17 protein-coding genes and 1 pseudogene are annotated in these 23582 nt (G+C 58.9%); 10 read left to right on the top strand and 8 right to left on the bottom strand.

Annotation, left to right across the window (positions count from 1 at the left end; all coding sequences use genetic code 11):
- Positions 1 to 15 precede the first annotated feature (15 nt).
- Positions 16 to 447 (top strand): DUF6628 family protein, encoded by a 432-nt coding sequence (locus D3Y57_RS18775; protein ID WP_121155103.1) that lies wholly within the window; start codon positions 16 to 18, stop codon positions 445 to 447.
- Here the strand turns inward: D3Y57_RS18775 and D3Y57_RS18770 are convergent.
- Entirely contained in the window at positions 437 to 1774 is a 1338-nt protein-coding gene (locus tag D3Y57_RS18770; protein WP_121155100.1) for an AmpG family muropeptide MFS transporter, read from the bottom strand. The two genes, D3Y57_RS18775 and D3Y57_RS18770, sit on opposite strands and share 11 nt — an antisense overlap.
- Before the next feature lie 83 nt (positions 1775 to 1857).
- On the opposite strand from D3Y57_RS18770, the gene D3Y57_RS18765 reads away from it, so the two are divergent.
- From D3Y57_RS18765 to D3Y57_RS18755, 3 genes are all read left to right on the top strand, one after another.
- A complete protein-coding gene (locus tag D3Y57_RS18765; RefSeq protein WP_121155098.1) occupies positions 1858 to 3114 on the top strand; it encodes a pseudouridine synthase in 1257 nt (418 codons plus the stop codon).
- Entirely contained in the window at positions 3115 to 3768 is a 654-nt protein-coding gene (locus D3Y57_RS18760; protein WP_121155095.1) for an RsmD family RNA methyltransferase, read from the top strand.
- A 90-nt stretch (positions 3769 to 3858) separates the two neighbouring features.
- Positions 3859 to 4503: a hypothetical protein gene (locus D3Y57_RS18755; protein ID WP_121155093.1), complete on the top strand. Its 645-nt coding sequence runs from the start codon at positions 3859 to 3861 to the stop codon at positions 4501 to 4503.
- A gap of 780 nt (positions 4504 to 5283) precedes the next feature.
- Here the strand turns inward: D3Y57_RS18755 and D3Y57_RS18740 are convergent.
- On the bottom strand, positions 5284 to 6549 hold the full coding sequence (locus D3Y57_RS18740; protein WP_121155087.1) for an MFS transporter: 1266 nt from the start codon (positions 6547 to 6549) through the stop codon (positions 5284 to 5286).
- A gap of 175 nt (positions 6550 to 6724) precedes the next feature.
- On the opposite strand from D3Y57_RS18740, the gene D3Y57_RS18735 reads away from it, so the two are divergent.
- The 4 genes from D3Y57_RS18735 (at position 6725) to cysK (ending at position 12186) form a co-directional block, all read left to right on the top strand.
- Positions 6725 to 8998: an ATP-dependent helicase gene (locus D3Y57_RS18735; protein WP_121155084.1), complete on the top strand. Its 2274-nt coding sequence runs from the start codon at positions 6725 to 6727 to the stop codon at positions 8996 to 8998.
- A gap of 73 nt (positions 8999 to 9071) precedes the next feature.
- Positions 9072 to 9971 (top strand): alpha/beta fold hydrolase, encoded by a 900-nt coding sequence (locus D3Y57_RS18730; RefSeq protein ID WP_121155082.1) that lies wholly within the window; start codon positions 9072 to 9074, stop codon positions 9969 to 9971.
- Between the two features lie 17 nt (positions 9972 to 9988).
- Positions 9989 to 11272, top strand: a complete 1284-nt coding sequence (locus D3Y57_RS18725; protein WP_121155080.1) for an MFS transporter — start codon at positions 9989 to 9991, stop codon at positions 11270 to 11272.
- Complete coding sequence (gene cysK, locus D3Y57_RS18720) at positions 11269 to 12186, top strand: cysteine synthase A (protein ID WP_121155077.1); 918 nt, start codon at positions 11269 to 11271, stop codon at positions 12184 to 12186. The genes D3Y57_RS18725 and cysK overlap by 4 nt, the downstream gene beginning before the upstream one ends.
- A 20-nt stretch (positions 12187 to 12206) precedes the next feature.
- On the opposite strand, the gene D3Y57_RS18715 is transcribed toward cysK, so the two are convergent.
- From D3Y57_RS18715 to tpiA, 6 genes and pseudogenes are all read right to left on the bottom strand, one after another.
- The gene (locus tag D3Y57_RS18715; RefSeq protein WP_121155075.1) at positions 12207 to 12887 is read right to left on the bottom strand and encodes an ABC transporter ATP-binding protein; all 681 of its coding nucleotides are present in this window, start codon (positions 12885 to 12887) and stop codon (positions 12207 to 12209) included.
- The gene (locus D3Y57_RS18710; RefSeq protein ID WP_121155068.1) at positions 12880 to 14130 is read right to left on the bottom strand and encodes a lipoprotein-releasing ABC transporter permease subunit; all 1251 of its coding nucleotides are present in this window, start codon (positions 14128 to 14130) and stop codon (positions 12880 to 12882) included. The genes D3Y57_RS18715 and D3Y57_RS18710 overlap by 8 nt, the downstream gene beginning before the upstream one ends.
- A 384-nt stretch (positions 14131 to 14514) precedes the next feature.
- The gene (locus tag D3Y57_RS18705) at positions 14515 to 16905 is read right to left on the bottom strand and encodes a TonB-dependent receptor (RefSeq protein WP_121155065.1); all 2391 of its coding nucleotides are present in this window, start codon (positions 16903 to 16905) and stop codon (positions 14515 to 14517) included.
- Between the two features lie 87 nt (positions 16906 to 16992).
- Positions 16993 to 18624, bottom strand: a complete 1632-nt coding sequence (pyrG, locus tag D3Y57_RS18700; protein WP_121155063.1) for a CTP synthase — start codon at positions 18622 to 18624, stop codon at positions 16993 to 16995.
- Between the two features lie 275 nt (positions 18625 to 18899).
- Positions 18900 to 19262, bottom strand: a pseudogene (gene secG / locus D3Y57_RS18695) (preprotein translocase subunit SecG); the annotation flags it as partial.
- Positions 19263 to 19305: 43 nt separating this feature from the next.
- A complete protein-coding gene (gene tpiA / locus D3Y57_RS18690) occupies positions 19306 to 20034 on the bottom strand; it encodes a triose-phosphate isomerase (RefSeq protein WP_121156200.1) in 729 nt (242 codons plus the stop codon).
- Positions 20035 to 20086: 52 nt separating this feature from the next.
- On the opposite strand from tpiA, the gene D3Y57_RS18685 reads away from it, so the two are divergent.
- Complete coding sequence (locus D3Y57_RS18685; RefSeq protein ID WP_162987199.1) at positions 20087 to 22027, top strand: peptidylprolyl isomerase; 1941 nt, start codon at positions 20087 to 20089, stop codon at positions 22025 to 22027.
- A 22-nt stretch (positions 22028 to 22049) separates the two neighbouring features.
- The gene (locus D3Y57_RS18680; RefSeq protein WP_121155055.1) at positions 22050 to 23549 is read left to right on the top strand and encodes an anthranilate synthase component I family protein; all 1500 of its coding nucleotides are present in this window, start codon (positions 22050 to 22052) and stop codon (positions 23547 to 23549) included.
- Positions 23550 to 23582: the final 33 nt, after the last annotated feature.

Raw genomic sequence — 23582 nt, 5'->3', positions numbered from 1 at the left:
TTAGAGGAGGACCTAATGGCCGACGAATCGCTGACGATCGCTGAATTGCTGCCCCATCTCGCCCCCGCTGCCCAGCCTGCGAGGAACGTTCTCGTCGCGATGCGACTGATGGCTTCGGGGGGCACCGACAATGCGCACGCCGCCAATACGATGATCGCAACTTGCGGAATCGGTTATCAAAAGCCGCTCATTTTCCTCCGTATGCTGATGCAGGAAGTATCGCGCGTCGCCAGACACCCGATTACGATTGCACCCTGTTGCTGTCCCCGGATGACTGAGGGAGAGGCAGCGTTCCTCGACCTTATCGAAACCGCCAGCGATACGACGCCCACCGCGCGCGCTGCCCTGACGCGACTGACGGGCACGCTCGACCACCTGTCCGCGCTGTTCATTGCGCAAGGGCTAGCGACTGCGATGGCAGACTTGGGCAGACCTGTTAGTCGATGATTTCAGACTCCGGTTGCCGTGCTCGTTCCACGACGAAGCCGTGCCGTTGCATCAACCACAGAAAGATCAGCCCCGGGATCGCCATGCAGGCAGCGAAGACATAAAATCCGGGCCAGCCCAACCACTCCTGCACATAACCCGATGGCGCGGATATGAATGTTCGCCCCACCGCAGCGACGCTAGAGAGCAGGGCATATTGAGTTGCTGTAAACGCAAGGTTCGACAGCCCCGCGAGATATGTTGCGAAAACCGTCAGACCGATCCCTGCGAACAGGTTTTCCAGCCCCACAGCAAACGTCAGCATTTCCAGATTATGCCCTGAAAACGCCACCATCGCGAACGCCAAATTGGCGATTGCCATGATAATCCCGGAAATAAACAATGATCGCGATATTCCGAATCTTGCGATTACGGGCGCGCCGAGCCCTGACCCGATAATCAGCGCCCAGAAGCCCACCAATTTGTTGATCGCGATATATTCCGTGTCGCTAAAACCGTGGTCGACGATCATCGGATTAAGCATCAACTGTCCCATCGCGTCGCCTAATTTATAGGTGAGCACGAACAACAGAATGAGCCACGCACCGCGCCTACGAAAAAACTCTGCAAAGGGCGCAACTACGGTCTCGGCAATCCAGTTGACCGATCGCTCGTTCCCAATCCGTTCGACGTGACGTCCCGGTCCGATCATCAGCGCCGCAACGGCAGCCGGAATAACCAGTAACGAAGTCAGTCCATAAGCCAAAGGCCATCCAAATCCCAATGCTTCGGGCGAAAAGACGGCAATCGTTCCCGCGCCCGCAATCAAATTACCCGTGCGATAGCCGAACTGGTTCATCGCCGTTCCGTGAGCCAGTTGCCGGTCGCTGAGGATTTCGATCCGATAGGCGTCGATGACGATATCCTGTGTCGCCGACAGGAAAGCAGTCGCAATAGCCCAGAACGCAAACCGTCCGATATGATGCGCCGGGTCGCTGGTGCCGAGGTTCCAGATCACGAAAACCAACAGCGCCTGAATAAGGAACAGCCACGACCGGCGTTGCCCGAACATCCCGGTCAATACCGGCAATCGCACCCTGTCCAGCAACGGTGCCCACAGAAACTTCAGCGTATAGGGCGTGGTCAATCCGACAGCGAAGCCGATCGTCTTCTTGTCGATTCCCTCTTTCGACAACCAATAGGTCATTGTGGATAGCAGCAAGGTCAGTGGAAAGCCGGACGATATGCCCAGAAAGAACGACGCCAGCGGTGCTTTTTCGAAATAAGGGCGCACGCCGCTCGTAAAGCCGCCTCTCGTTCCCGTCGCTTCGCTGCCCTGATCCATCATATCCCCAACGGTTTTATCGTATGGATGCCTTGTAGAGCAGGACAGGGCTTCGACAAGTCGGGCCGAACCGCTAAAGCGGCGTTATGAAACCACCTGAGAAGTCACCTGTCGACAAGCACGGCAATAAAACCGGCGATCGCATTGCCAAGCTGCTTGCGCGTGCAGGCGTTGCGTCGCGGCGCGAAATTGAGCGCATGATCGAGGAGCGCCGCATCGCCCTCGACGGCGTTCCGCTGGAGACCCCTGCCACGATCCTGACGTCGCTGAAGGGGATCACTGTCGATGGCAACCCCGTCGCGCCACCCGAAACCGCGCGTCTGTTCCGCTATCACAAACCGACCGGGCTTTTGGTTGCCGAGCGAGATCCAAAGGGTCGGCCGACTATCTATGACAAATTACCCGGTGAACTGCCCCGCGTCGTTCCGGTCGGTCGCCTCGATCTAAATACCGAGGGGCTGCTGCTGTTGACCAACGATGGCGAGTTGAAGCGTCAACTCGAATTGCCATCGTCGGGCATTCCCCGCACCTATCGCGCGCGCTGCTATGGTCACGTATCGCAGGCTCAGCTCGAAGATCTCATCGAAGGTATCGAGATCGAAGGCGTCCGTTACGGCAGCATCGACGCCAATATGGAACGCCGCACCGGCACCAACTTCTGGATCGAAATGAAACTGGCAGAGGGCAAGAATCGCGAAGTCCGCCGCGTCCTCGAACATCTGGGCCTTCAGGTTAGTCGCTTGATCCGTACCGCTTACGGCCCGTTCCCGCTCCACGATATGCCGGTCGGTGCAGTTGACGAGATCAAGCAGAACATCGTCGTCGATTTCATGAAAAACATGAAGGGGATGAAGATGGTCGGGATCAACGATGATGCGACGCTGGCCGTTGGTGGTCGCGGTCGCCGTAACGATGCGCCACGGTCGCGGCCTGCTCCGACACCTCGCCCGATTGCCGCGCCTCCGCGCGCGGCTCCTGCTCGTGCCCCAATCATTCGTTCTGAGGCATCGCGTATTTTCACTCAGAAGCCGGTCGAAGCACCCGGCGACAAACGCCGCGCACGTTCAAGCAACTTCGGTCCAAAGGTCGAACGCGAAGCCGCAGTCAAAGCAGCCGTCCGCGAACGAGATGCCGCCGCTAAGCCCGCCGTCAAAAAACATTGGCGCAATGCTCCGACCGTACCGGGAGTCGCCCCGTCCGCGCCAGTCACGCGCTTCTCGCCATCGGGCAAACCGGGCGGCAAACCTGGTGGATCGCGCCCATCGTCCGGCCCCCGCAAACCTCGCCCCGGTCCAACGCGCAACATAACCGGCACCCCACCACGCGGCGGAAAGAACAAGTAAATGCGCATCATCTCCGGCATCTATCGCGGCCGCCCCCTGATCGCTCCAAAAGGCGACACCACCCGTCCCACCGCCGACCGCACACGTGAAGCGCTGTTCTCCATGCTGGTCAGCCGCCTCGGCAGTTTCGAAGGGCTACGCGTGCTCGACCTGTTCGCGGGTTCCGGTGCGCTTGGGCTGGAAGCCCTGTCGCGCGGCGCGGCAAGCTGCACCTTCGTCGAACAGGATGGAGATGCAATCAGCGCGCTGAAAACCAACATCGTCAAGATGATGGGCGATGACTCCAGGCCTAACTCCTTCTCGCGCGCGCCATCGCGCATTCTGCCGCAAGTCACGCTTTCGACGACCGCAAGTGAAGAAAGCGAAGCCAAGCCAATCCCGCCCACCAGACCGAAAACCGAAATCCGTGCGCAATCCGTAATGGCGCTCGGGCCGGCAGCGGTGCCCTACGACCTGATCCTTCTCGACCCGCCTTACGAAAGCGGCGCAGGCATAGTCGCTCTCGAACGCCTCCTGCGCCTCGGTTGGATCGCCCCCGGTGCCCTAGCCAGTGTCGAAACGATGAAGAAAGAAACCGTCACGGTCGAAGGCTATGATGTCGAAGTGGAACGAGTGCATGGCAAGGCGAAGATTACGCTATTGCGGGCACGCTAGTGTGAGGACGGATATTTGAGTTGAGTAAACGGTAGTAAATGCCCGCTTCCGCCCAATTGCGGACATCTCAAGGTATGGTAGTCGGGAGTTATGACGCATTGGTTTAGGCTCAAATATCTTCACTGGTTTGGTTACTTCAGTACCGCTGTCGTTGGCCTACAGATGCTTTTCGTAGGCTATTTCGGCTTGGCTGAATTGAAAAGGCGAGATGCTCTCCGCGAAACGACACTTATGCAGCAAGGCCCGGCGTTGAACCGATTGAAGAACCCCTATTATGATCGATCAGAGATTGATTTGTTAAATCAGCTACCACCGATTTCTGCACTTGCACCCGATGGCTTTCGACTCGTCGTGATGCCTTCATTTGGCGATACAAACTTTGCGATTTCGCTTCATCGCACGCCAGAAGGCGCGGAAGGCCTGATGGTCATTAAACCAATATCTGGGAAAGACGTGTCTCTGCAATCTGTGAGGATCACGCTGTCTTCTTCTTCGTACATGAAGCTTATTTCTAAGCTGGATACTCTAGCCTCTTCTTGGAAAGGCGCGATTTACGGGGCGATGGATGGGACGGGTATTGTCTTCGAACGCGTGAAGGGTGGAAGCGTGACATCTGGCGTGGGAAACAATCCCCCCTTCTACGGAGAGGTCGGCGCGGTCGTCTTTGATGCTATTCGTCCAAATACGCCGCAGCTCGCCCGCTTTAACCGGACTTGGCACCCAATAAAGCGATAAACTACGTCATTGGCGAACGTCTGCTTCCCACCAGACTTTGCCGTCCACCGGTGACCACAAACGGGTGATATCCGTCAGGCGGCTCGCGCCCTATTGCTGCCGCTGAGATGCACGGTAGTGTGCAGCTATGAATTACAAGTCCTCTATGAACATTCTGTTTTTAGCTGTCGGACTTTTTGCAACGGTACCCATGGCAGCGCAAACCCGGATGACCGCTGCTGAGAAAGCCTCTTGTGTGGCTACGAGCGGGCGACTTGGAGTAGTTGGCATGCTTCGCAACGAAATATGTGTCCGGAAGATGAAGGATGCAGGCAAGCATTGTGTAGACGGTGCACAGTGCGAGGCCGGACAGTGCGAAGCTGTTAAGGATGGAAATGGACTTATGCCGCAGTATGGTAAGAAGGCAGCAGGTATTTGTGCTCCTACAAATGAAGGTCCATTCGGTTGCAGGCTAACCGTCAGTCGCAGTAAGGCCAATTTGGCTATTTGCGTGGACTAACGCCAGCTTTCCACCATTTGCCGACATCACGATAGGCGTGGATGTTCCCGCCAATAAAGCAGCATCGCCATTACAAACAGGGCTGACGCGCAAACGCCCGCTATCACTTTGGCAGAAGCGTCATCCTGAAAAATAGCGCCAAGTGAGCCTAAAAAAAACATGGTAAGAACCGTGCAGTAAAATAGATGCTTTTGAACACGCCTCATAAGGCCCTGCATCCTGTCGGCAAGCAAAGCAATGGCAGCTTTCCCCCCAATAGCAGACACTTGTATCTCTCCCCCCTACTCTTTCAGCGTTCCGGGTTTGCCAGCCTTTAGCATCACCAACGCAACCAAACTCGCGGCCCCAGCCCCAGCCAGATAGAGCCCAACCCCGCCAAGCCCGCTCTCAATCGCAAGAGATTGCGCGACAAACGGCGTTAATCCGCCCCCGATCATGCCACCGACATTGAAGGCAATCGACACGCCGGTATAGCGCACCCGCGCCGGAAACAGATCGGGCAACCATGCGCCCAGCGGCCCGTACACAAACCCCATCATCAACAGCGCCAACGCCAGAAAAGCAAAGACCAGAAACCCCGATCCACTGCCCAGCATCACCGGCAGCAACAGCCCCGTCGCTATGGTGCCGACACACCCACCGGTCAGCACGCGCGCCGGAGTATATCGGTCGGCCAGCCACCCGCTCAACAAAATGCCGACCGCCATGAACAGGATAGCGCCAAGTTGCATCTGCAAGAACTGATTACGCGTGTAACCCAGCGTCGTCGTGCCATAGCCAAGCGCAAAGGCCGTCGCGATGTAGAAGATCGCAAAACACGCCACAACCCCGAAAGTCCCACCAAGGATCGCGCCCCAATGCGACCGAAAAGCCTCCGCAATGGGCACTGTCGGCGGCGGAGCTTTCGCCAATGATTCCTTGAACTCGGGCGTTTCGGTCAGTTTCAACCGCACCCAAAGTCCGACCGCGACCAGCAAGGCGCTCGCCAGAAACGGCAGTCGCCAGCCCCATTCGCGAAATTGATCGGGGTTTAGGAACAGCCCCAGCAACAGAAACAGCCCATTCGCCGCGATAAACCCAACCGGAGCGCCCAATTGCGGGAACATTCCGTAACGGGCACGCCACCCCGGTGGCGCGTTCTCAACCGCCAGCAAAGCTGCTCCGCCCCACTCGCCACCCAGGCCGAAGCCCTGTCCAAAGCGCAGCAAACACAGGATCAGCGGCGCGACCCAGCCCAGCGTTGCGTAACTGGGCAACAATCCGATCGCCATCGTCGATCCGCCCATAATCAGCAACGATGCGACCAAAGTGGTCTTGCGCCCGATCCGATCGCCATAATGGCCGAATACGACCGCCCCCACCGGTCGCGCCACGAACGCAACGCCGAAACTGGCATAAGCCAGCAGCAATTGGGCCGAACTGGAGGTGGACGGAACGAACAGCGGCCCGATAATCAGGCTGGCGGCGGTGGCGTAGATATAGAAATCGTAAAACTCGACCGCCGTCCCGATCAGGCTCGCGCCGAGTACCCGCTTCGCTGAACTCATTGTTGTCGGTCCACTAACTATTTCTCCGCTTCTCTGAGCTTGTCGAGGGGCTGCCCTCCTTGATCTTAGCCGAAGGAGAAAGGCAACCCTTCGACAAGCTCACAGAAGCAGGGGTGTTCGAGAGTTGCCCTAAAGCACCTTGCCCCAGCGCGCGCCGTTCCCTACTTGTTCACCAATGTCCCTGCCCGCGCCAACCGAACAAGACCCGCCGTATCTGCGGGGACTGAATGCCCCGCAACGTGAAGCTGTGCTGACGACCGATGGGCCAGTGCTTGTTCTCGCGGGTGCAGGCACCGGCAAGACCGCCGCCCTGACTGCGCGGCTCGCGCATCTGCTTCACACGCGCAAAGCCTATCCTTCCGAAATCCTGAGCGTCACTTTCACCAACAAGGCCGCCCGCGAAATGCGCGAACGTGTCGGGCGACTGGTCGGAGATACGGTCGAGGGGATGCCGTGGCTCGGTACGTTTCACGCCATCGCCGCAAAGATGTTGCGTCGCCATGCCGAACTGGTTGGGCTGCAATCAAACTTCACGATCCTCGATACCGACGATCAATTACGCGTGATAAAGCAGTTGATCCGGGCTGCGGAACTCGATGAAAAACGCTGGACCGCGCGGGCACTCGCCGGGCTAATCGATCAGTGGAAGAACAAAGGGCTGCTCCCCAGGGACATCGACGCGGGTGAATCCGAACGGTTCGCAAATGGGCGCGGCGGGGAATTATATGCGCAATATCAGGCAAGGCTGCTCGCTCTCAACGCCTGCGATTTCGGCGACTTGCTGCTCCACGTCCTGACGATTCTGAAGGGCAATCGCGACGTTCTCGAAAACTACCAGAACCGCTTTCGCTACATCATGGTTGACGAGTATCAGGACACCAATTCGAGCCAATATCTCTGGCTCCGTTTACTTGCCCAGACCCGCAAGAACATTTGCTGCGTCGGCGATGACGACCAGTCGATTTACTCGTGGCGTGGCGCTCAGGTTGAAAATATCCTGAAGTTCGAAAAGGATTTCCCCGGCGCGAAGGTTATCCGACTGGAACAGAATTACCGGTCGACGCCGCATATCCTTGCTGCGGCCTCCGGGGTGATTGCTAATAATAGCGGACGCCTCGGCAAGACGTTGTTCACCGAATTACCCGATGGAGACAAGGTTCAGGTCATCGGCGTGTGGGACGGTCCCGAAGAAGCCCGCCGTGTCGGGGATGAGGTCGACAGTTGGCAGCGCGCAGGGAACAGTCTCGACACCATAGCGATCCTCGTCCGCGCGCAGTTCCAGACGCGTGAGTTCGAGGATCGATTTATCGCTATCGGCCTGCCCTATAAAATCGTCGGCGGATTCCGATTCTACGAGCGCGCCGAAATCCGCGATGCCCTCGCCTATCTGCGACTCGTCAATCAACCAAGCGATGACCTCGCCCTTGAACGCATCGTCAACGTCCCCAAACGCGGGCTGGGCGACAAAGCCGTGGCAAAGGTCCAGCAACTAGCCCGTGCAGCCTACGTGCCCTTGTCGACCGCCGCGGCGATGATCCTCGACACCGATGAACTGACTCCGCAGGCCCGTCGTGCGCTTGGCAATCTGGTCGGCGATATCGCTCGCTGGCGCGACATGGCGGGGTCAATGTCGCATCCCGACCTCGCCCGTCAGGTCTTCGACGAAAGCGGCTACACAGCAATGCTACAAGCCGACCGATCAGCCGAAGCTGCTGGTCGTCTGGAGAATATGGCCGAACTCGTCCGCGCGATGGAGGAGTATGAAAACCTCGGCGCGTTCCTCGAACATGTGTCACTGGTCATGGATAATGACGCACAGCGGGATACCGAAAAAGTCACCATAATGACAATTCACGCCGCAAAGGGGCTGGAATACGAAAAAGTGTTCCTCGTCGGCTGGGAAGAAGGCGTTTTCCCATCGCAGCGCGCGCTCGACGAAGGCGGCCTCGCCAGTCTGGAGGAGGAACGCCGCCTCGCCTATGTCGCGATCACTCGCGCACGGCGGTCCGCGACCATCCTCCACGCTGCCAATCGCCGCATCTACGGCCAGTGGACATCCAGCATCCCAAGCCGTTTCGTTGGTGAACTCCCGGATGCCAACGTTGATTCCGAAACTACAATGAGTGGCGGCGCATCGTTGTGGCAGGCAAATTGGTCCGACCGCACCGACCCGTTTGCCAATGTCGCACGCGGAACCGGACGCGGCCCCGGCTGGCAACGCGCGAATGCCGGCGGGTTCTCGGTATCGCCTACCCGTATTGTCGAGGCGCGCGGTTCTGCTGTCAGCCTCGGCAACAAAGGCCGCGGCGATGTGTCGGTCGGAATGCGCGTGTTCCACACCAAATTCGGCTATGGCCTGATCGCAGAGATCGAGGGCAACAAGCTTGAGATCGACTTCGAAGTGGCCGGGCGCAAGCGCGTCTTGGACAGCTTCATAAGTCCAAGCTGACCGGGCTTCATAATCGGCGGCAACCCATTCCAATCCTGTTCGTTAGTGATTTTTAACCTTCAGGAGTGCTGCGATGCCTTATGTGACGACCAGCGATAATACTCGGCTTTACGTCAAGGAATGGGGCGCGGGGCCACCGGTTATCCTCATCCACGGTTGGCCGCTGAACGCCGATAGTTGGGATGACATTGGCTTCGGACTGGCTGAAGCCGGGTTTCACGCGATCGCATATGACCGTCGCGGTTTCGGGCGATCGGATCAGCCGGTCGGCGGCTATGAGTACGACACACTCGCTGATGACCTCGCCACGGTAATAGAGAAAACCGAATCCAAAAATGCTGCTCTCGTCGGCTTCTCGATGGGCGGCGGCGAAGTCGCACGCTACCTCGGCAAACATGGCGGGTCCAACATTTCGCACGCCGTTCTGATATCGTCTGTCGTCCCCTTTATGTTGAAGACCGCCGACAATCCGAAAGGCACCGACCAGTCGGTTTTCGACGGGATGCTGGATGGAATCCGCAAAGATCGCGGCGACTTCATGCAGAGCTTTGCCAAGACGTTCTGCGGCGTTGGAATCATGAGTAAACCCGTCAGTCAGGCCGTCCTCGACACCTTTTTCATCTGGGCAATGCAGGCTGGTCTCTCCCCGACCCTCGCGTGCGTCCGCGCATTCGCGGCAACCGATTTCAGGGCCGATACTGCGGCGTTTACTGTACCAACTCTTATTCTGCACGGCACTGGCGATCATGTCGTCTCTATCGATGGCAGTGCGCGCGAAGCCGCTCGCCTCATCCCGCATGCCCGGCTTATCGAGTATAACGGAGCGCCTCACGCAACGTTGGCGACGCACAAGGATGAGGTGATTCGTGACCTCACCGACTTCCTGCGAGGAGGTCAGCTATCAGAGGAACAAGATATTCGCCGCGCCGCAGCCATCGATCCGATGCTCGGCGGATTGCAGCCAACGATTTGACAGTTCAAAGGGAGGTGGTGAATTCAACCGCCTCCCCCCTTCGTATCCGCGATTTTCGTTATTTCTGGATCGCCCGGCTGACCACGACGCTCGCGCAGACGTCGATGGTCGTTATTATCGGCTATCAGGTTTACGATATTGCGCGCGGCACCCTGCATATGTCATTGAAAGACGCGGCATTTCAGCTCGGTATGATCGGGGTTGCACAATTCCTGCCGCTGGCTTTGCTGACGCTTGTCGTTGGTTGGATAGCCGACCGCATCGATCGTCGCTGGATTGCGCGCGGGGCACTGGCTCTCGAAGCCGGTTGTGCGACAGCGCTTGCCTATCTTACCGCAACTGGCGCGATCAGTTTGCCGTGGCTTTTCTCCATCGCGGCATTGCTGGGCGTTGCGCGGGCGTTTGCCAGCCCTGCCCTGTCCGCACTCGCTCCAAATCTTGTGCCTAAAGCAATCCTGCCAAGCGCAATCGCGCTTTCATCGATTGCATGGCAGGGCGGCTCGATTCTCGGGCCAGCGATCGGCGGCTACCTGTACGCATCGGGGCACGGCCTGCCCTATACTGTAAGCGCGGCCCTGTTCGGGGTCGCCTTCCTGTGCCTGATGATGGTTCGGCCTGTGCCCCGCCCGCCGATGTCGGCCGCGCCGCCCTGGGTGCAGATGATCGACGGTCTACGTTATGTGCGGCAAAACCGGCTCGTGCTGGGTGCGATTTCGCTCGATCTGTTCGCCGTTTTGCTGGGTGGCGCGACGGCAATGCTACCGGTTTATGCCCGCGATATTCTTCATGCCGGGCCACAGGGTCTGGGTGATTTACGCGCCGCCCCTGCTTTGGGCGCAGCGGTCACCGCGCTATATTTCGCTTTCCGTCCACTGAAAACCAACGTCGGCGTAAAGATGCTGGCGGCGGTCGCGGTGTTCGGTGCGGCAACTATTGTGTTCGGCTTGTCTCGCTGGATGCCGCTTTCGTTGTTGGCGCTGACGGTGCTGGGATCAGCCGATATGCTGTCGGTATATGTCCGCCAGTCGCTGATACAACTTTACACGCCGGATGAAATGCGCGGTCGGGTCGGTGCGGTTTCCACATTGTTCGTTTCCGGGTCGAATGAGTTGGGCGAAGCAGAATCCGGTTTCCTCGCCGCATTGATCGGTCCCGTTATCGCGGTTGTCGGCGGCGGTATCGGCGCAATCGCGATCACATTACTATGGGTTCGACTGTTTCCGCAGCTTAAAAACGCGCGTACATTCGACCCACCCGAAACTGCCCTTGCCAATGCCGTCTTGCAGGAGAAACCAGCATGAAAGCCGCCTCTGTCCTCGACACCATCGGCAACACGCCGCACATTCGCGTCGGCCGCATCTTCCCCAACAACGAAGTCTGGATAAAATCCGAACGGTCGAATCCTGGCGGCTCGATCAAGGACCGTATCGCGCTTGCCATGATCGACGATGCCGAGCGATACGGCGCGCTGAAGCCCGGTGGCACAATTGTCGAACCGACCAGCGGCAACACCGGTATCGGCCTCGCGATGGTCGCTGCGGTAAAAGGCTATAAACTCATTCTGGTAATGCCGGAATCGATGTCGGTCGAACGCCGCCGCTTGATGCTAGCCTATGGCGCGACTTTCGACCTGACGCCGCGGGAAAAGGGCATGAAGGGTGCGATCGAGCGCGGGCTGGAGATTGTTGCGTCCACGCCCGGAGCATGGATGCCACAGCAGTTCGAAAACCCGGCCAATATCGACATTCACGCGCGAACCACGGCAATTGAGATACTCCACGACTTCGCCGATACGCCACTGGACGCTATCGTTACCGGCGTCGGAACCGGCGGCCACATCACCGGCGTCGCACAGGTTCTGAAAGCCAAATGGCCCGGTTTGAAAGTATTCGCGGTTGAACCCACCCTGTCGCCAGTGATTTCCGGCGGCCAGCCCGGTCCCCACCCGATTCAGGGTATCGGTGCAGGCTTCATACCCGCGAATCTGCACACTCAATTGCTGGATGGCGTAATCAAGGTCGATCCTGTCGATGCCAAAACGATGGCAAAACGCTCGGCCGCCGAAGAAGGTTTACTGGTCGGAATTTCATCGGGCGCAACGCTTGCCGCCATCGCTCAGAAACTACCTGATCTGGCACCGGACGCGCGCGTGCTCGGCTTCAATTACGACACCGGCGAGCGTTATTTATCCGTGCCGGACTTTCTGCCCGAATAAGGTTTGGCTACTCGATTAGATCAGACCGCCGGTGCGAGGTGTCCTTCGTGGAGCCTCAGCACCCGGTCCATCTGTTTTGCCAATCGCTCATTATGGGTTGCCACCAGAGCAGCGCTGCCCTCCTCACGGACAAGGCGCAGGAATTCCCCGAGCACCCGATCGGCGGTTGCCTCGTCCAGATTGCCGGTCGGTTCATCCGCCAGCACCAGACGCGGTTTGTTTGCCAGTGCGCGTCCGACCGCAACACGCTGTTGCTCGCCGCCTGAAAGCTGGCTTGGCCGATGCGTCAGCCGGTGGCCGAGGCCAAGCGCGCTCAACAGCGACGCGGCACGCTCTTCGGCGGCGGCGCGCGGTGTTCCATAAATCAACTGCGGCAGGACGACGTTCTCGCTCGCATTGAAATCGGGGAGCAAATGATGGAACTGATAAACAAAGCCGAGCGCATCGCGGCGTAGCCGCGTGCGTCCCTTGGCATCCAGCTTCGCGGCTTCCTCACCATCGATCCGGATCGAACCTTCAAATCCACCTTCCAGCAAACCTACAGCCTGCAGCAGCGTCGATTTTCCTGACCCCGACGGCCCCAACAACGCGACGATCTCGCCCGGAGCTATGGTCATATCGATCCCCCGCAGGACTTCGATCGTGACTTCGCCCTGTTGGAAAGACCGCGACAAGCCAGTGACTGCGAGAACGTCATTCATAACGAAGCACCTGCACAGGATCGGTACTCGCCGCCTTGAAGGCCGGATAAAGCGTGGCAAGGAAGCTGAACAACAGCGCCATGACAGCAATGCCGATCACCTCGACCGGATCGGGCTTTGAAGGCAATTCGGTCAAAAAACGGATCGACGGGTCCCACAGGTTTTGCCCAGTAATGAACTGGACACCCCCGATCACCTGTTGCCTGAAAAACAAGAAGATGAAGCCGAGGATGAGCCCCGCCGCCGTGCCAAGCGCACCGATGGTCACGCCGACCACGACGAAAATACGGATAAGCGATTCGCGGCTCGCGCCCATCGTTCGCAGGATGGCGATGTCCCGGGTCTTGGCGCGGACGAGCATGATGAGCGACGACAGGATATTAAACACCGCCACCAAAATGATGATCGACAGCACAACGAACATCGCTACGCGTTCGACGGTCAAAGCCTCGAACAAGGCCGAATTCATACTACGCCAGTCGCTGATGACACCACGCGCGCCGACTTTTCGCTCCAGCGGTGCCAGTATCTGGCCGACCTTGTCTGCGTTGGTGGTTTCCAGTTCGACCATACCGACCGAATCACCCATCAAAAGCAGCGTCTGCGCATCGGATATCGGCATCACGACGAACGCCTTGTCATAATCATAGACGCCAATTTCAAAGATTGCGGCGACGCGGTAGCTAACAATGCGCGGCACGGTGCCGAACGGCGTGGCCTGTCCGGCGGGCGAAACCAGACTGATTTCACCACCGACCTGCGCACCCAATGCCTCGGCAAGCCGTGCACCGATCGCCACGTTACCGCTGCCCGGCACAAGCGCATCGAGCCGCCCGGCCAGCACTTTGGTCTTTAGGGCAGTGTTGGTACGGATGTCCTCCACCCGCATTCCGCGCACGAGGATACCTTCAACCCGTCCATCGTGGCTCGCCATCAACGGTTGTTCGATGAGCGGCGTTGCCGATGTAACGCCCGGTGTCGCCTTTGCCTGCGCCACGATGTCGCGCCAGTCAGGCAATCGTCCACCAAATCCCTGCACCACTGCATGGCCGTTCAGCCCGACGATCTTGTCGAACAGTTCGGCGCGAAAGCCGTTCATGACGCTCATCACAATGATAAGTGCCGCGACGCCCAGCATCACAGCAACAAGGCTGATCGATGCTACGAGGAAGATGAACCCCTCCCCTTTACCCGGCAGGAGGTAGCGGCGAGCGATCATGGCTTCATAGGGGGACAGTAACATAAGCGCCACGCCTTAGGGTTCCGCGCAATATCCCGCAACCAGAAGCAATATGTTGCGTAATGAACACAGGGGTACCCAAATCGTGGGCGAAGTGGCGCATCCCGAGTGACAAACGTCCGCACCGGTCATAACGACATACTTCTGAAACGAAAGGCAACGGCCGCGGTTCGGGGAGATCCAGTCTCCGCTGTGCTTATCTTTGGGGGAACGGCACAGCGTAGCAGACAGGATTTTGAAGGGGGCTGACGAGCGATCGTCACGCAGGCGCCCGGGCTGGAAACGGCCCGGGCGTTTTCGTTTTAACTTCAGATTTCATTGCTCGACCCAAAAAAATGGGGCTATCCACGTTTGCGGATAGCCCCTTCAGGCTCTGGGAGAGAGAGTTTAGCCGCCGAAACGATATCGGGCGGTAACCTGGAATGTGCGCGGATCACCGGGCAAGCCGGACACAAGTCCCGAATTGCCTGTCTGCGGTGTCAGGAGCTGCAAATAGTTCTTGTCGAACAAGTTGCGCACGAGAGCGAATACCTCCCACCCCTTGTTGGAGGCATAGCCGACACGTAAATTGACCAACGTGTATGCGTCGATCCTCAAATATTTCGAATCCGAAGAATCGGCGTAGAAGGACGAGCGGTAGTTTGCGTCAACGCCAACATAGGCGCTGCCATCACGCACCGGGCGACGATATTCTGTTCCTGCCGACAATGCCCATTTCGACGATCCGGGCAGCGGTTGACCCGATAGGTCGCATGATGCCGTCGTGTTTGCGATCAGTTCGAGCGGACACGGTGCGTTGGCGAACGATACATATTTTGCATCGGTATAAGCGCCGCGCACATAGCCCGAGAATCCGCTGATCGGAGCGACCGAAAGGTCGAACTCTCCGCCCTGACTGCGGACCTTTGCGACGTTGGCGATGTAACCGCGCAACGCTCCCGGGCCTGTGTCGACCACGTTAGCCTGGAAATCCCTTACGTCGGTCCGGAAGATCGCGAAGTTTGCCGTCAACAAATGGCGGAACCACTGGGTCTTCAGACCAGCTTCGTAGGTTTGGTTCTTTTCCGGGCTGACGACGGCTCGATTGAGCGCCGGGTTGTTCTGCACGTTCAGTGGGAGGCCGGCGAGGTTGATCCCGCCCGACTTAAATCCGCGTGCGTAGCTGCTGTAAACCAAAACGTTTGGAACAGGCTGCCATGAAAGATTGGCATCTCCGGTCAAAGCACCCGAGTTGAACGCGACGGAATAGGCTTGCGGACGAGCAATCGACAGCTTTGCGGAATTAAGTGCGGCGACTTGTCCGGCGTTCAACCCCAGCGTCGTGGTGTCGAGGCCGCCGCCGACAATAGCGGCATAATCGGCATCCTTCTTTTCATAGGTATAGCGCAGGCCCGGAGTGAAATGCAGCGTCGGCGTGATGTTCCATGTTGCCTGGGCAAAACCGGCATAGCTCTGGACGGTCGAAACTGCCTGCGACGTCGTGAAATACCCGGTGAGCAGGTTGCGCGGAACCGGCGTATTGGCAGCCGCACCCGTTCCCGTCGTTGGTCCAATCAGCCAATATGCGGCGTCGCTGCCCCATTCCGTAACGTTCTGACCATAAAGCTTCTGGTAATAGGCATAAACACCGACTGTATAGTCGATGGTGTTCTTGCCGTTCGAAGAAACTCGCAACTCCTGGCTATACTGGTTCTGCTGAACCGGATTTGCGGACTGCGGAAGGATGTCCAGCGATGTGTAATCACGATCATTGGCCGGCTTCCAGTCCCAATAGCGCCATGCGGTGATCGACGTTACTGTCGCACGACCCAGATCGAGATTGCCAGTGAACGACAAGCCACCCAGTTCCGATCGCGCAGCCAGCTTGCCATCGACATCGGCAAGACGGTCGGCATAATTCAGACTTGGTGGAGCATAACCCAGAAATGCAGCCATTGCCGCATATTGCCGCGCTGCTGGCTTCAACGTCTGCCCTACCCGCACATAAACCTGCGTGCAGCAGTCGGGGTTCTGAAGGTTGAAGTCGCCGCTCAATCGAAAGTTCAGGGTTGGCGTCGCGTTCCACAACAACTGACCGCGAACAACGAAGTTATCGAGGTCGTTGGTGTTGCGCCCCGTAGCCGTCGACTTAACGAAACCGTCGCGCGTAGTGTAGCCAATCGACAGGCGACCGGCGACGCTGTCACCGATCAGCGGCCCGGAAACCGAACCCTTGATCTGGCCGAAACTGTGCGTGCCGACCGAGCCTTCGAACTGGCCTTCCGGTGTGAAGCTTGGTGCCGCTGTCGTGATGTTGATGGCACCTGCGGTTGTGTTCTTGCCAAACAACGTACCCTGTGGGCCGCGCAGGATTTCGACGCGCTCAACATCGAGGAGATCGAACGCCGCTGCTGCGGGACGGCTGTTGTAAACGCCATCGACGTAAAACCCGACGCCCTGCTCAAGCCCATCGTTGGCGAGACCATAGGATACGCCAAGGCCGCGGATGTTCAGCGACGTGTTACGCGGGTTCGACGAGGTAAACTGCAACGTCGGCGCAAGCTGGGTAACTTGTGCCAGTGAGAAGGTCGCCTGCTGAGCCAGTGAAACGCCACTCAGAACCGACAATGCGATCGGCACATCCTGCGCGCGCTCTTCGCGACGGCGGGCGGTGACGACGATGGCACCGGGATCATTATCGACTTCAGAAGCCGACTGCGATCCGGTCGTTTGCGCGTGACCTACGATCGGAAAGGCGGTGGACAATAACACGCTGAGGTAAACGGTGTTCTTTTTCATTTTTTACTCCCTGTACGAGAGCTTAGTCCACCAGATCGCTATAGATTAAAAGCGCAGCAATAATTGCGACCCCAATAGTTCAGCTTCTCAGACCAGGCGGCTCTGCTTTACCGCCGCTTCGATGAAACTCGCGAACAAAGGGTGCGGATCGAAAGGTTTGGATTTCAGTTCTGGATGGAACTGAACACCGACGAACCACGGATGATCGGGTCGCTCCACGATTTCAGGCAGTGTGCCATCCGGCGACATTCCCGAAAAGCGCAGGCCGCCCGCCTCGAGCGGATCGCGGTAATGCTCATTGACCTCATACCGATGCCGATGACGTTCCGAAATCGCCGACGTGCCATATATGGCTGCAACATGGCTGTTACCCGCCAGCGTCGCGTTATAGGCGCCCAGTCGCATCGTGCCGCCCATGTCGCCATCCGCAGCGCGCTTCTCCAGACCTTCGGCACCCATCCATTCGGTAATCAGGCCGACGACAGGTTCGCTCGTCGGACCGAATTCGGTCGTCGATGCCTCCGCAATGCCGGCGGTATTCCGCGCGCCCTCGATGCAGGCCAACTGCATCCCGAGGCAGATTCCGAAGAACGGCACATTGCGTTCACGCGCAAAGCGGACGCTGGCAATCTTGCCCTCGCTGCCACGTTCGCCAAAGCCACCCGGCACCAGAATAGCGTGCATGGGTTCCAGTTCGGCAGCAACGTCCTGCCCGTTCTCGAACATCTCGGCATCAAGCCATTTCACACGGACTTTCACCCGGTTGGCGATGCCCCCGTGCACCAGTGCCTCATGCAGTGATTTATAAGCATCCGGCAAACCAACATATTTGCCGACGACGCCGATCGTGACTTCGCCCTCTGGATTGGCAAGCCGTTCGGCAATATCGGTCCAGCGCGAAAGTTCGGGGTCCGCCGCCGGCTCGATGCCGAACGCACGCAGGACTTCATCGTCCAGCCCCTCGGCATGATATTGCAGCGGCACGTCATAAATACTCGCAGCATCCAGCGCCGGAATAACCGCCTCTTGCCGAACGTTACAGAATAGCGCGATCTTCGCGCGATCACTGACCGGCAAAAACTGCTCGCAGCGACAAACGAGAATATCCGGCTGCACGCCCAGCGCAGTCAGTTCGCGAACCGAATGTTGCGTGGGCTTGGTCTTCAACTCACCCGCTGCCGCAATAAAGGGCACCAGCGTGACGTGAATCGAAACCGAATTTCCGCGCCCCAGATCGTTCCGAAGCTGACGGATCGCCTCGATAAACGGCAGCGATTCGATATCGCCAACCGTCCCGCCGATTTCGCACAGGACGAAATCAACATCGTCGGTCTTGTTCAGCGCAAATGTCTTCAGCGCGTCGGTGACGTGTGGAATGACCTGTACCGTCGCGCCAAGATAGTCTCCGCGCCGTTCGCGCTGGATAATCTGCTGATAGATCCGACCGGAAGTCACATTGTCCGACTGCCGCGACACGACGCCGGTGAAGCGTTCGTAATGGCCGAGGTCGAGATCGGTCTCTGCGCCGTCGTCGGTCACATAGACCTCGCCGTGCTGATACGGCGACATCGTGCCCGGATCCACATTCAAATATGGATCGAACTTGCGAATACGGACGGTGTAGCCCCGCGCCTGCAAAAGCGCCGCAAGCGACGCCGCCATAAGACCTTTGCCAAGCGAGGAAACCACGCCACCGGTGATAAAAATGAACCGTGCCATGGGAGGATGGGCTTAACCGCGAGAGCAGGCAAAGAGCAAGGACGCGAATCGCAAGATCCGCGTGTTTCCCTCGTAAAAAACCTGCGCCCTCGCGTTTAGTTGCCGTTGCTCCCAGGAGCCGGAGTTGCTGCCGGAGCAGGCACCGTCGTGCTCACAACGGGCGGCCTGTCGACCTTTGGTGTTGGCCGCGACGGCTCACTAACGACCGGCTTACGCTGAACCTTTGGCTCATCGGCCTTGGGCACCTCAGCCCTTACTGGTGGCGCGGTCACGGGAACAGGAACAGACGCGGGAGCAGCACCGTTGGCGCCTGATGCAGCAGCAGCAGCCAGTGGATCACCGTTCAAAGGAACACTCGGGGCCGGTGCTACTGGCGCAGGGGCCCGCGCCAGCGATGTGTCGATCGTTTTGGATGCGCCGCGCGATGCCACGACCGCGCTCACGATCGAGAGAATCACGAACAGGCTCGCCAATATCGTTGTTGCCCGCGACAGAAAATTTGCTGCGCCGCGCGCTGACATCAGCCCGGTTGGGCTGCCACCCATGCCGAGTCCGCCGCCCTCCGACTGCTGCATCAGGATGACCCCGACCAGCGTCGCCGTGATAATGGCGTGTATGACGAGCAGAAAGGTCAGCATCGGTGAAAATTCTCTAAGATTGAGCGCGGGAAAGCGCGAGCCTCTAGCCCGTAGCGTCGTTCCGGGCAACTCCGGCTGCTGCTGCAACGATTGGCAGGAAATCCGCCGCTGTCAGGCTTGCTCCCCCAACCAGCGCGCCATCGACGTTCGGCACGGCCAGTAATTCCGCTGCATTCGATGGTTTGACCGACCCGCCATAAAGGATACGCACGGCAGGACCGACCACGGCCCGGATCGCAGCGTGCATATCGGCAACGTCGCCAGTGGTCGGCGTGCGTCCCGTTCCGATCGCCCAGACAGGTTCATAAGCCACAACCAGTCCATCCCGATTCTCGGGAAGCGACCCAGCCAACTGCCCCTGCACGACGGAGATCGCTTCACCAGCATCCCGCTGTTTTAGTGTCTCGCCCACACAAACAATTGCGATCAAGCCACCCGCTTGCGCTGCCTCGGCCTTTGCCCTGACATCAGAATCGGTTTCGAAATTATCCGCACGACGTTCGCTGTGTCCGACGATGCACAATGTCGCGCCAGCCTCTTTCAGCATCGCCACCGATACACAGCCGGTATGCGCACCCGTGGATGCCGAATGGCAATCCTGAGCACCGATCGGCACTCCGCGCCCGCTAGCCGGGGCAATTAGAGTGAATGGAGGGCATATTGCCACATCGACGCTATCGGGAGTTCCGGCAGCAATGGTTTCAATTTCGGAGAGCACGGCAACGGTACCGTTCATCTTCCAGTTTCCAGCGATCAGCTTGCGTATATTCATGCCCGCGTCCTATGGGGGCATCCATCATTGCTCAAGGCCGGATTTCCGCTTCATGATGTCTTTCTTCCGCCGTTTCGCAGCTTCACCGTTGGGTATCGGAATTTTCGCCATCATCCTGATCGCGTTCGTCGTCACTCTTTATGAGGGCAAGGCGGGCTTCGGCGGCGATTCGCTTGGCGGCGGTGGCACCGTTGCATCGGTCGGCGGTAAAAAGATCGGCGAGACGGAAGTCCGTCAGCGGGTTCAGTCCCAGCTCGAGGCGGCGCGCCAGCAGCAGCCCGACCTGACAATGGCGGCATTCGTTGCCGCTGGGGGCGTCGAACAAACCGTCGATCAGATCCAGAACGGACGAACACTACAGATATTTGCGGAAAGCCAAGGCATGGTCGCCAGCAAGCGGCTCGTCGATGGACAGATCGCCAGCATTCCCGCCTTCAACGGCCCAACCGGCAAATTCGACCGCAACATCTTCCTTGCAACACTTTCACAACGCAAAATTCCGGAACTCGAACTGCGTCAGGATTTTGCCCGTGAGATCTTGACCAAGGCACTGCTGACCCCGGTCGCTGGCGCGGCGCAAATGCCCGCTGGATTGGTAAAGCCCTATGCTCAGTTGTTGCTGGAAACGCGGAGTGGCTTGATCGGTGCTGTTCCAAGCGCCGCTTTCGCTAATCTGCCAGCGCCGACCGATGCGGAGATATCCAGTTTTTATAGCCGCAATATTGCGCGCTATACTTTGCCCGAACGGCGTATCGTTCGTTACGCCCTGTTCGATCGCTCGCGGTTCGAAGATCAGGTAAAACCAACCGACGCAGACATCGCCAACTTCTACAAGACGGGCGCCGCTAGCTATGCAGCACGGGAAACGCGCGGCTTTACACAGGTCATTGTCCAGACACGGGATCAGGCCGACCAACTGCTTGCCAAGGTTAAGGGCGGCCAATCGCTCGCCGAAGCAGCCAAGGCCGTGGGGCGCGCCCCGCTGGTTGTTCCCGCCGGTGACAAGGCGTCCTTTGCAAAACTGACAAGCCCCGCAGTTGCCGAAGCAGCGTTTGCGGCTCCCAAGGATGGATTTGCAGCCGTTGTGCAATCCGGCCTTGGCTATCATCTCATCCATGTCGACACGATCGTTTCGACGCCTGCAAAAACACTCGCCGAAGTGCGCCCCGCGATCATCACGCAACTCTCACAGCAAAAGCTCGACGAAGCTGCATCCGCTTTCGTGGCGAAGCTGAATGATGAAGCCGACGGCGGCGCGACCTTCGACGAAATAGCAAAGAAATATGGCCTGACAGCGCAGACTACGCCTGCCTTGACCAAAGAGGCTCAGAACCCGGATCAGCCGACCTATAACGCCGCTCCCGAACTCTCGATCGTTATGCGCGACGCCTTCCTTGCGGAACCCGACGACCAGTCGGCAGTTGCGACACTGGGATCGGGCAAGAGCTTTGCTTTCTGGCATCTGGACAAGGTCGTATCTGCGGCCCCCCGTCCGCTCACACAGGTTCGCACTCAGGTCATTGCCGAGGCATCGCGCGATGCTGAATCTGCTGCCGCCAAGAAAACGGCCGATGCAATCGCTGCCAATATCAATCACGGAATGCCGATGGCTCAGGCGATCGCTGGTGCGGGCGTCAAACTTCCCGCGCCGCGCCCTGCCGGGGGCAAGCGGCTCGACATCGCGCGCGCCGGAGACAAGGTGCCGCCACCGGTCGCATTGCTGTTCACCATGCCCGAAAAGAGCGCAAAAGTGCTCGGCATCGCCGACAGTCAGGGTTGGTATATCGTCTATCTCGACAAGATCGACCGCAGCGACACGGCACTTGCCCCGGGTCTGATTCAGGCAACGCAACAACAGCTTTCGCGCGTCATCAGCGATGAATATGCGGGACAGTTCGTCAATGCGCTGAAAGCTCAGGTTGGTTCGAAACGTGACGCCGCGGCCATCGATGCGCTGAAGCGTTCGCTGGTGGGCGGTGCCCCGGCGCAATGAACGGCGTGGGGATTGTCGCAGCATGAAGCCTGATGATGACAATGCGATTGCGTCACTGGCTTCAGGCAAGCCAGCGCTGGTATGGCGGAGCGCGATTGCAGACACTGAAACACCGGTGTCAGCGGCGCTCAAGCTGATCGAATCCGGACGCGGTGATTTCCTGCTCGAATCCGTCGAAGGTGGCGCGGTCCGAGGACGCTACAGCCTTATCGGCCTCGCCCCCGACCTCGTTTTCCGCGCGCATGGAGCGGCAGCCGAGATCAACAATCAGTGGCTAACCGACCGCGAGGCGTTTGCGCCGCTGACCGAATCGACACTCCCTGCCCTGCGTTCGCTGGTGGCATCGTGCCGCATCGACGTGCCGGACGGCTTGCCCGGCGTGCTCGCCTGCCTTGTCGGGTATTTCGGCTATGAAACGGTCGGTCTGGTCGAAGATCTGCCGCGCCCACCTGCCAACCCGCTGAACCTCCCCGATATGATGTTCGTGCGGCCAACCCTGATCCTTGTCTTCGACCGCCTCGCCGACCGCCTGTTCATGGTCGCGCCGGTGTGGCCGGGTGGCGATCCTGAAAAGCAGGTCGCCCTGGCCCTTGATCGCATAGACGCCGCCTCTGCGCGCCTGGCTCAGCCTTTGCCACAGGTCGCGCCAACGAACGTCACGGACCTGCCCGATCCATCGCCAGTCCTCGCCCCCGGCCGCTACGGCGAAATGGTCGCCAGCGCCAAAAACTACATCGCTGCAGGTGACATCTTTCAGGTGGTGTTGGCCCAGCGCTTCACGCTTCCCTTCGCCCTGCCCGCGTTCGACCTGTATCGCGCGCTGCGCCGTATCAACCCGTCGCCATTCCTCTATCACCTCGACCTGCCCGGCTTTGCGCTGACCGGTTCCAGCCCCGAAATCCTCGTCCGCGCACGCGATGGTGAAGTCACGATTCGGCCCATCGCCGGAACCCGCCCACGCGGCAAAACTGCGGCCGAAGACTCCGAAAACCGCGCGTCCCTGCTCGCCGATCCAAAGGAACGCGCCGAACACCTCATGCTCCTCGACCTCGGCCGCAACGACGTCGGTCGCGTCACGACGTCAGGCAGTGTCACCGTCACGGACAGCTACACCGTCGAATATTACAGCCATGTCATGCACATCGTCTCCAACGTCGTCGGCCAGCTCGCCCCCGGCAAAGATGCGCTCGACGCCCTGTTTGCCGGTTTCCCCGCAGGCACGGTCAGCGGTGCACCCAAAGTCCGCGCGTGTCAGGTCATCGCCGAACTCGAACCCGAAACTCGCGGAGCTTATGCTGGCGGAGTCGGTTATTTCAGCCCCGACGGTTCGATGGACAGTTGCATCGTCCTGCGCACCGCCGTCGTAAAAGACGGCGTCATGCATGTTCAGGCCGGTGCCGGAATCGTTGCCGACAGCGACCCCGCCTCCGAACAGCGTGAGTGTGAAGCCAAGGCCGGAGCCCTGATCGCCGCCGCCCGCGAAGCCGTCACCCGGTCGAATGAGGCCGGGTTCGGCCAATAGCTGGCAAAACCCGGCAACGCCGCCTAAGGCCAA

This window comes from Sphingomonas paeninsulae (genome assembly GCF_003660165.1).
Classification (GTDB): Bacteria; Pseudomonadota; Alphaproteobacteria; order Sphingomonadales; family Sphingomonadaceae; genus Sphingomonas_O; species Sphingomonas_O paeninsulae.
The sequence above is the reverse complement of the archived record's forward strand: the minus strand, read 5'-3'. Positions and strand labels throughout refer to the sequence as shown.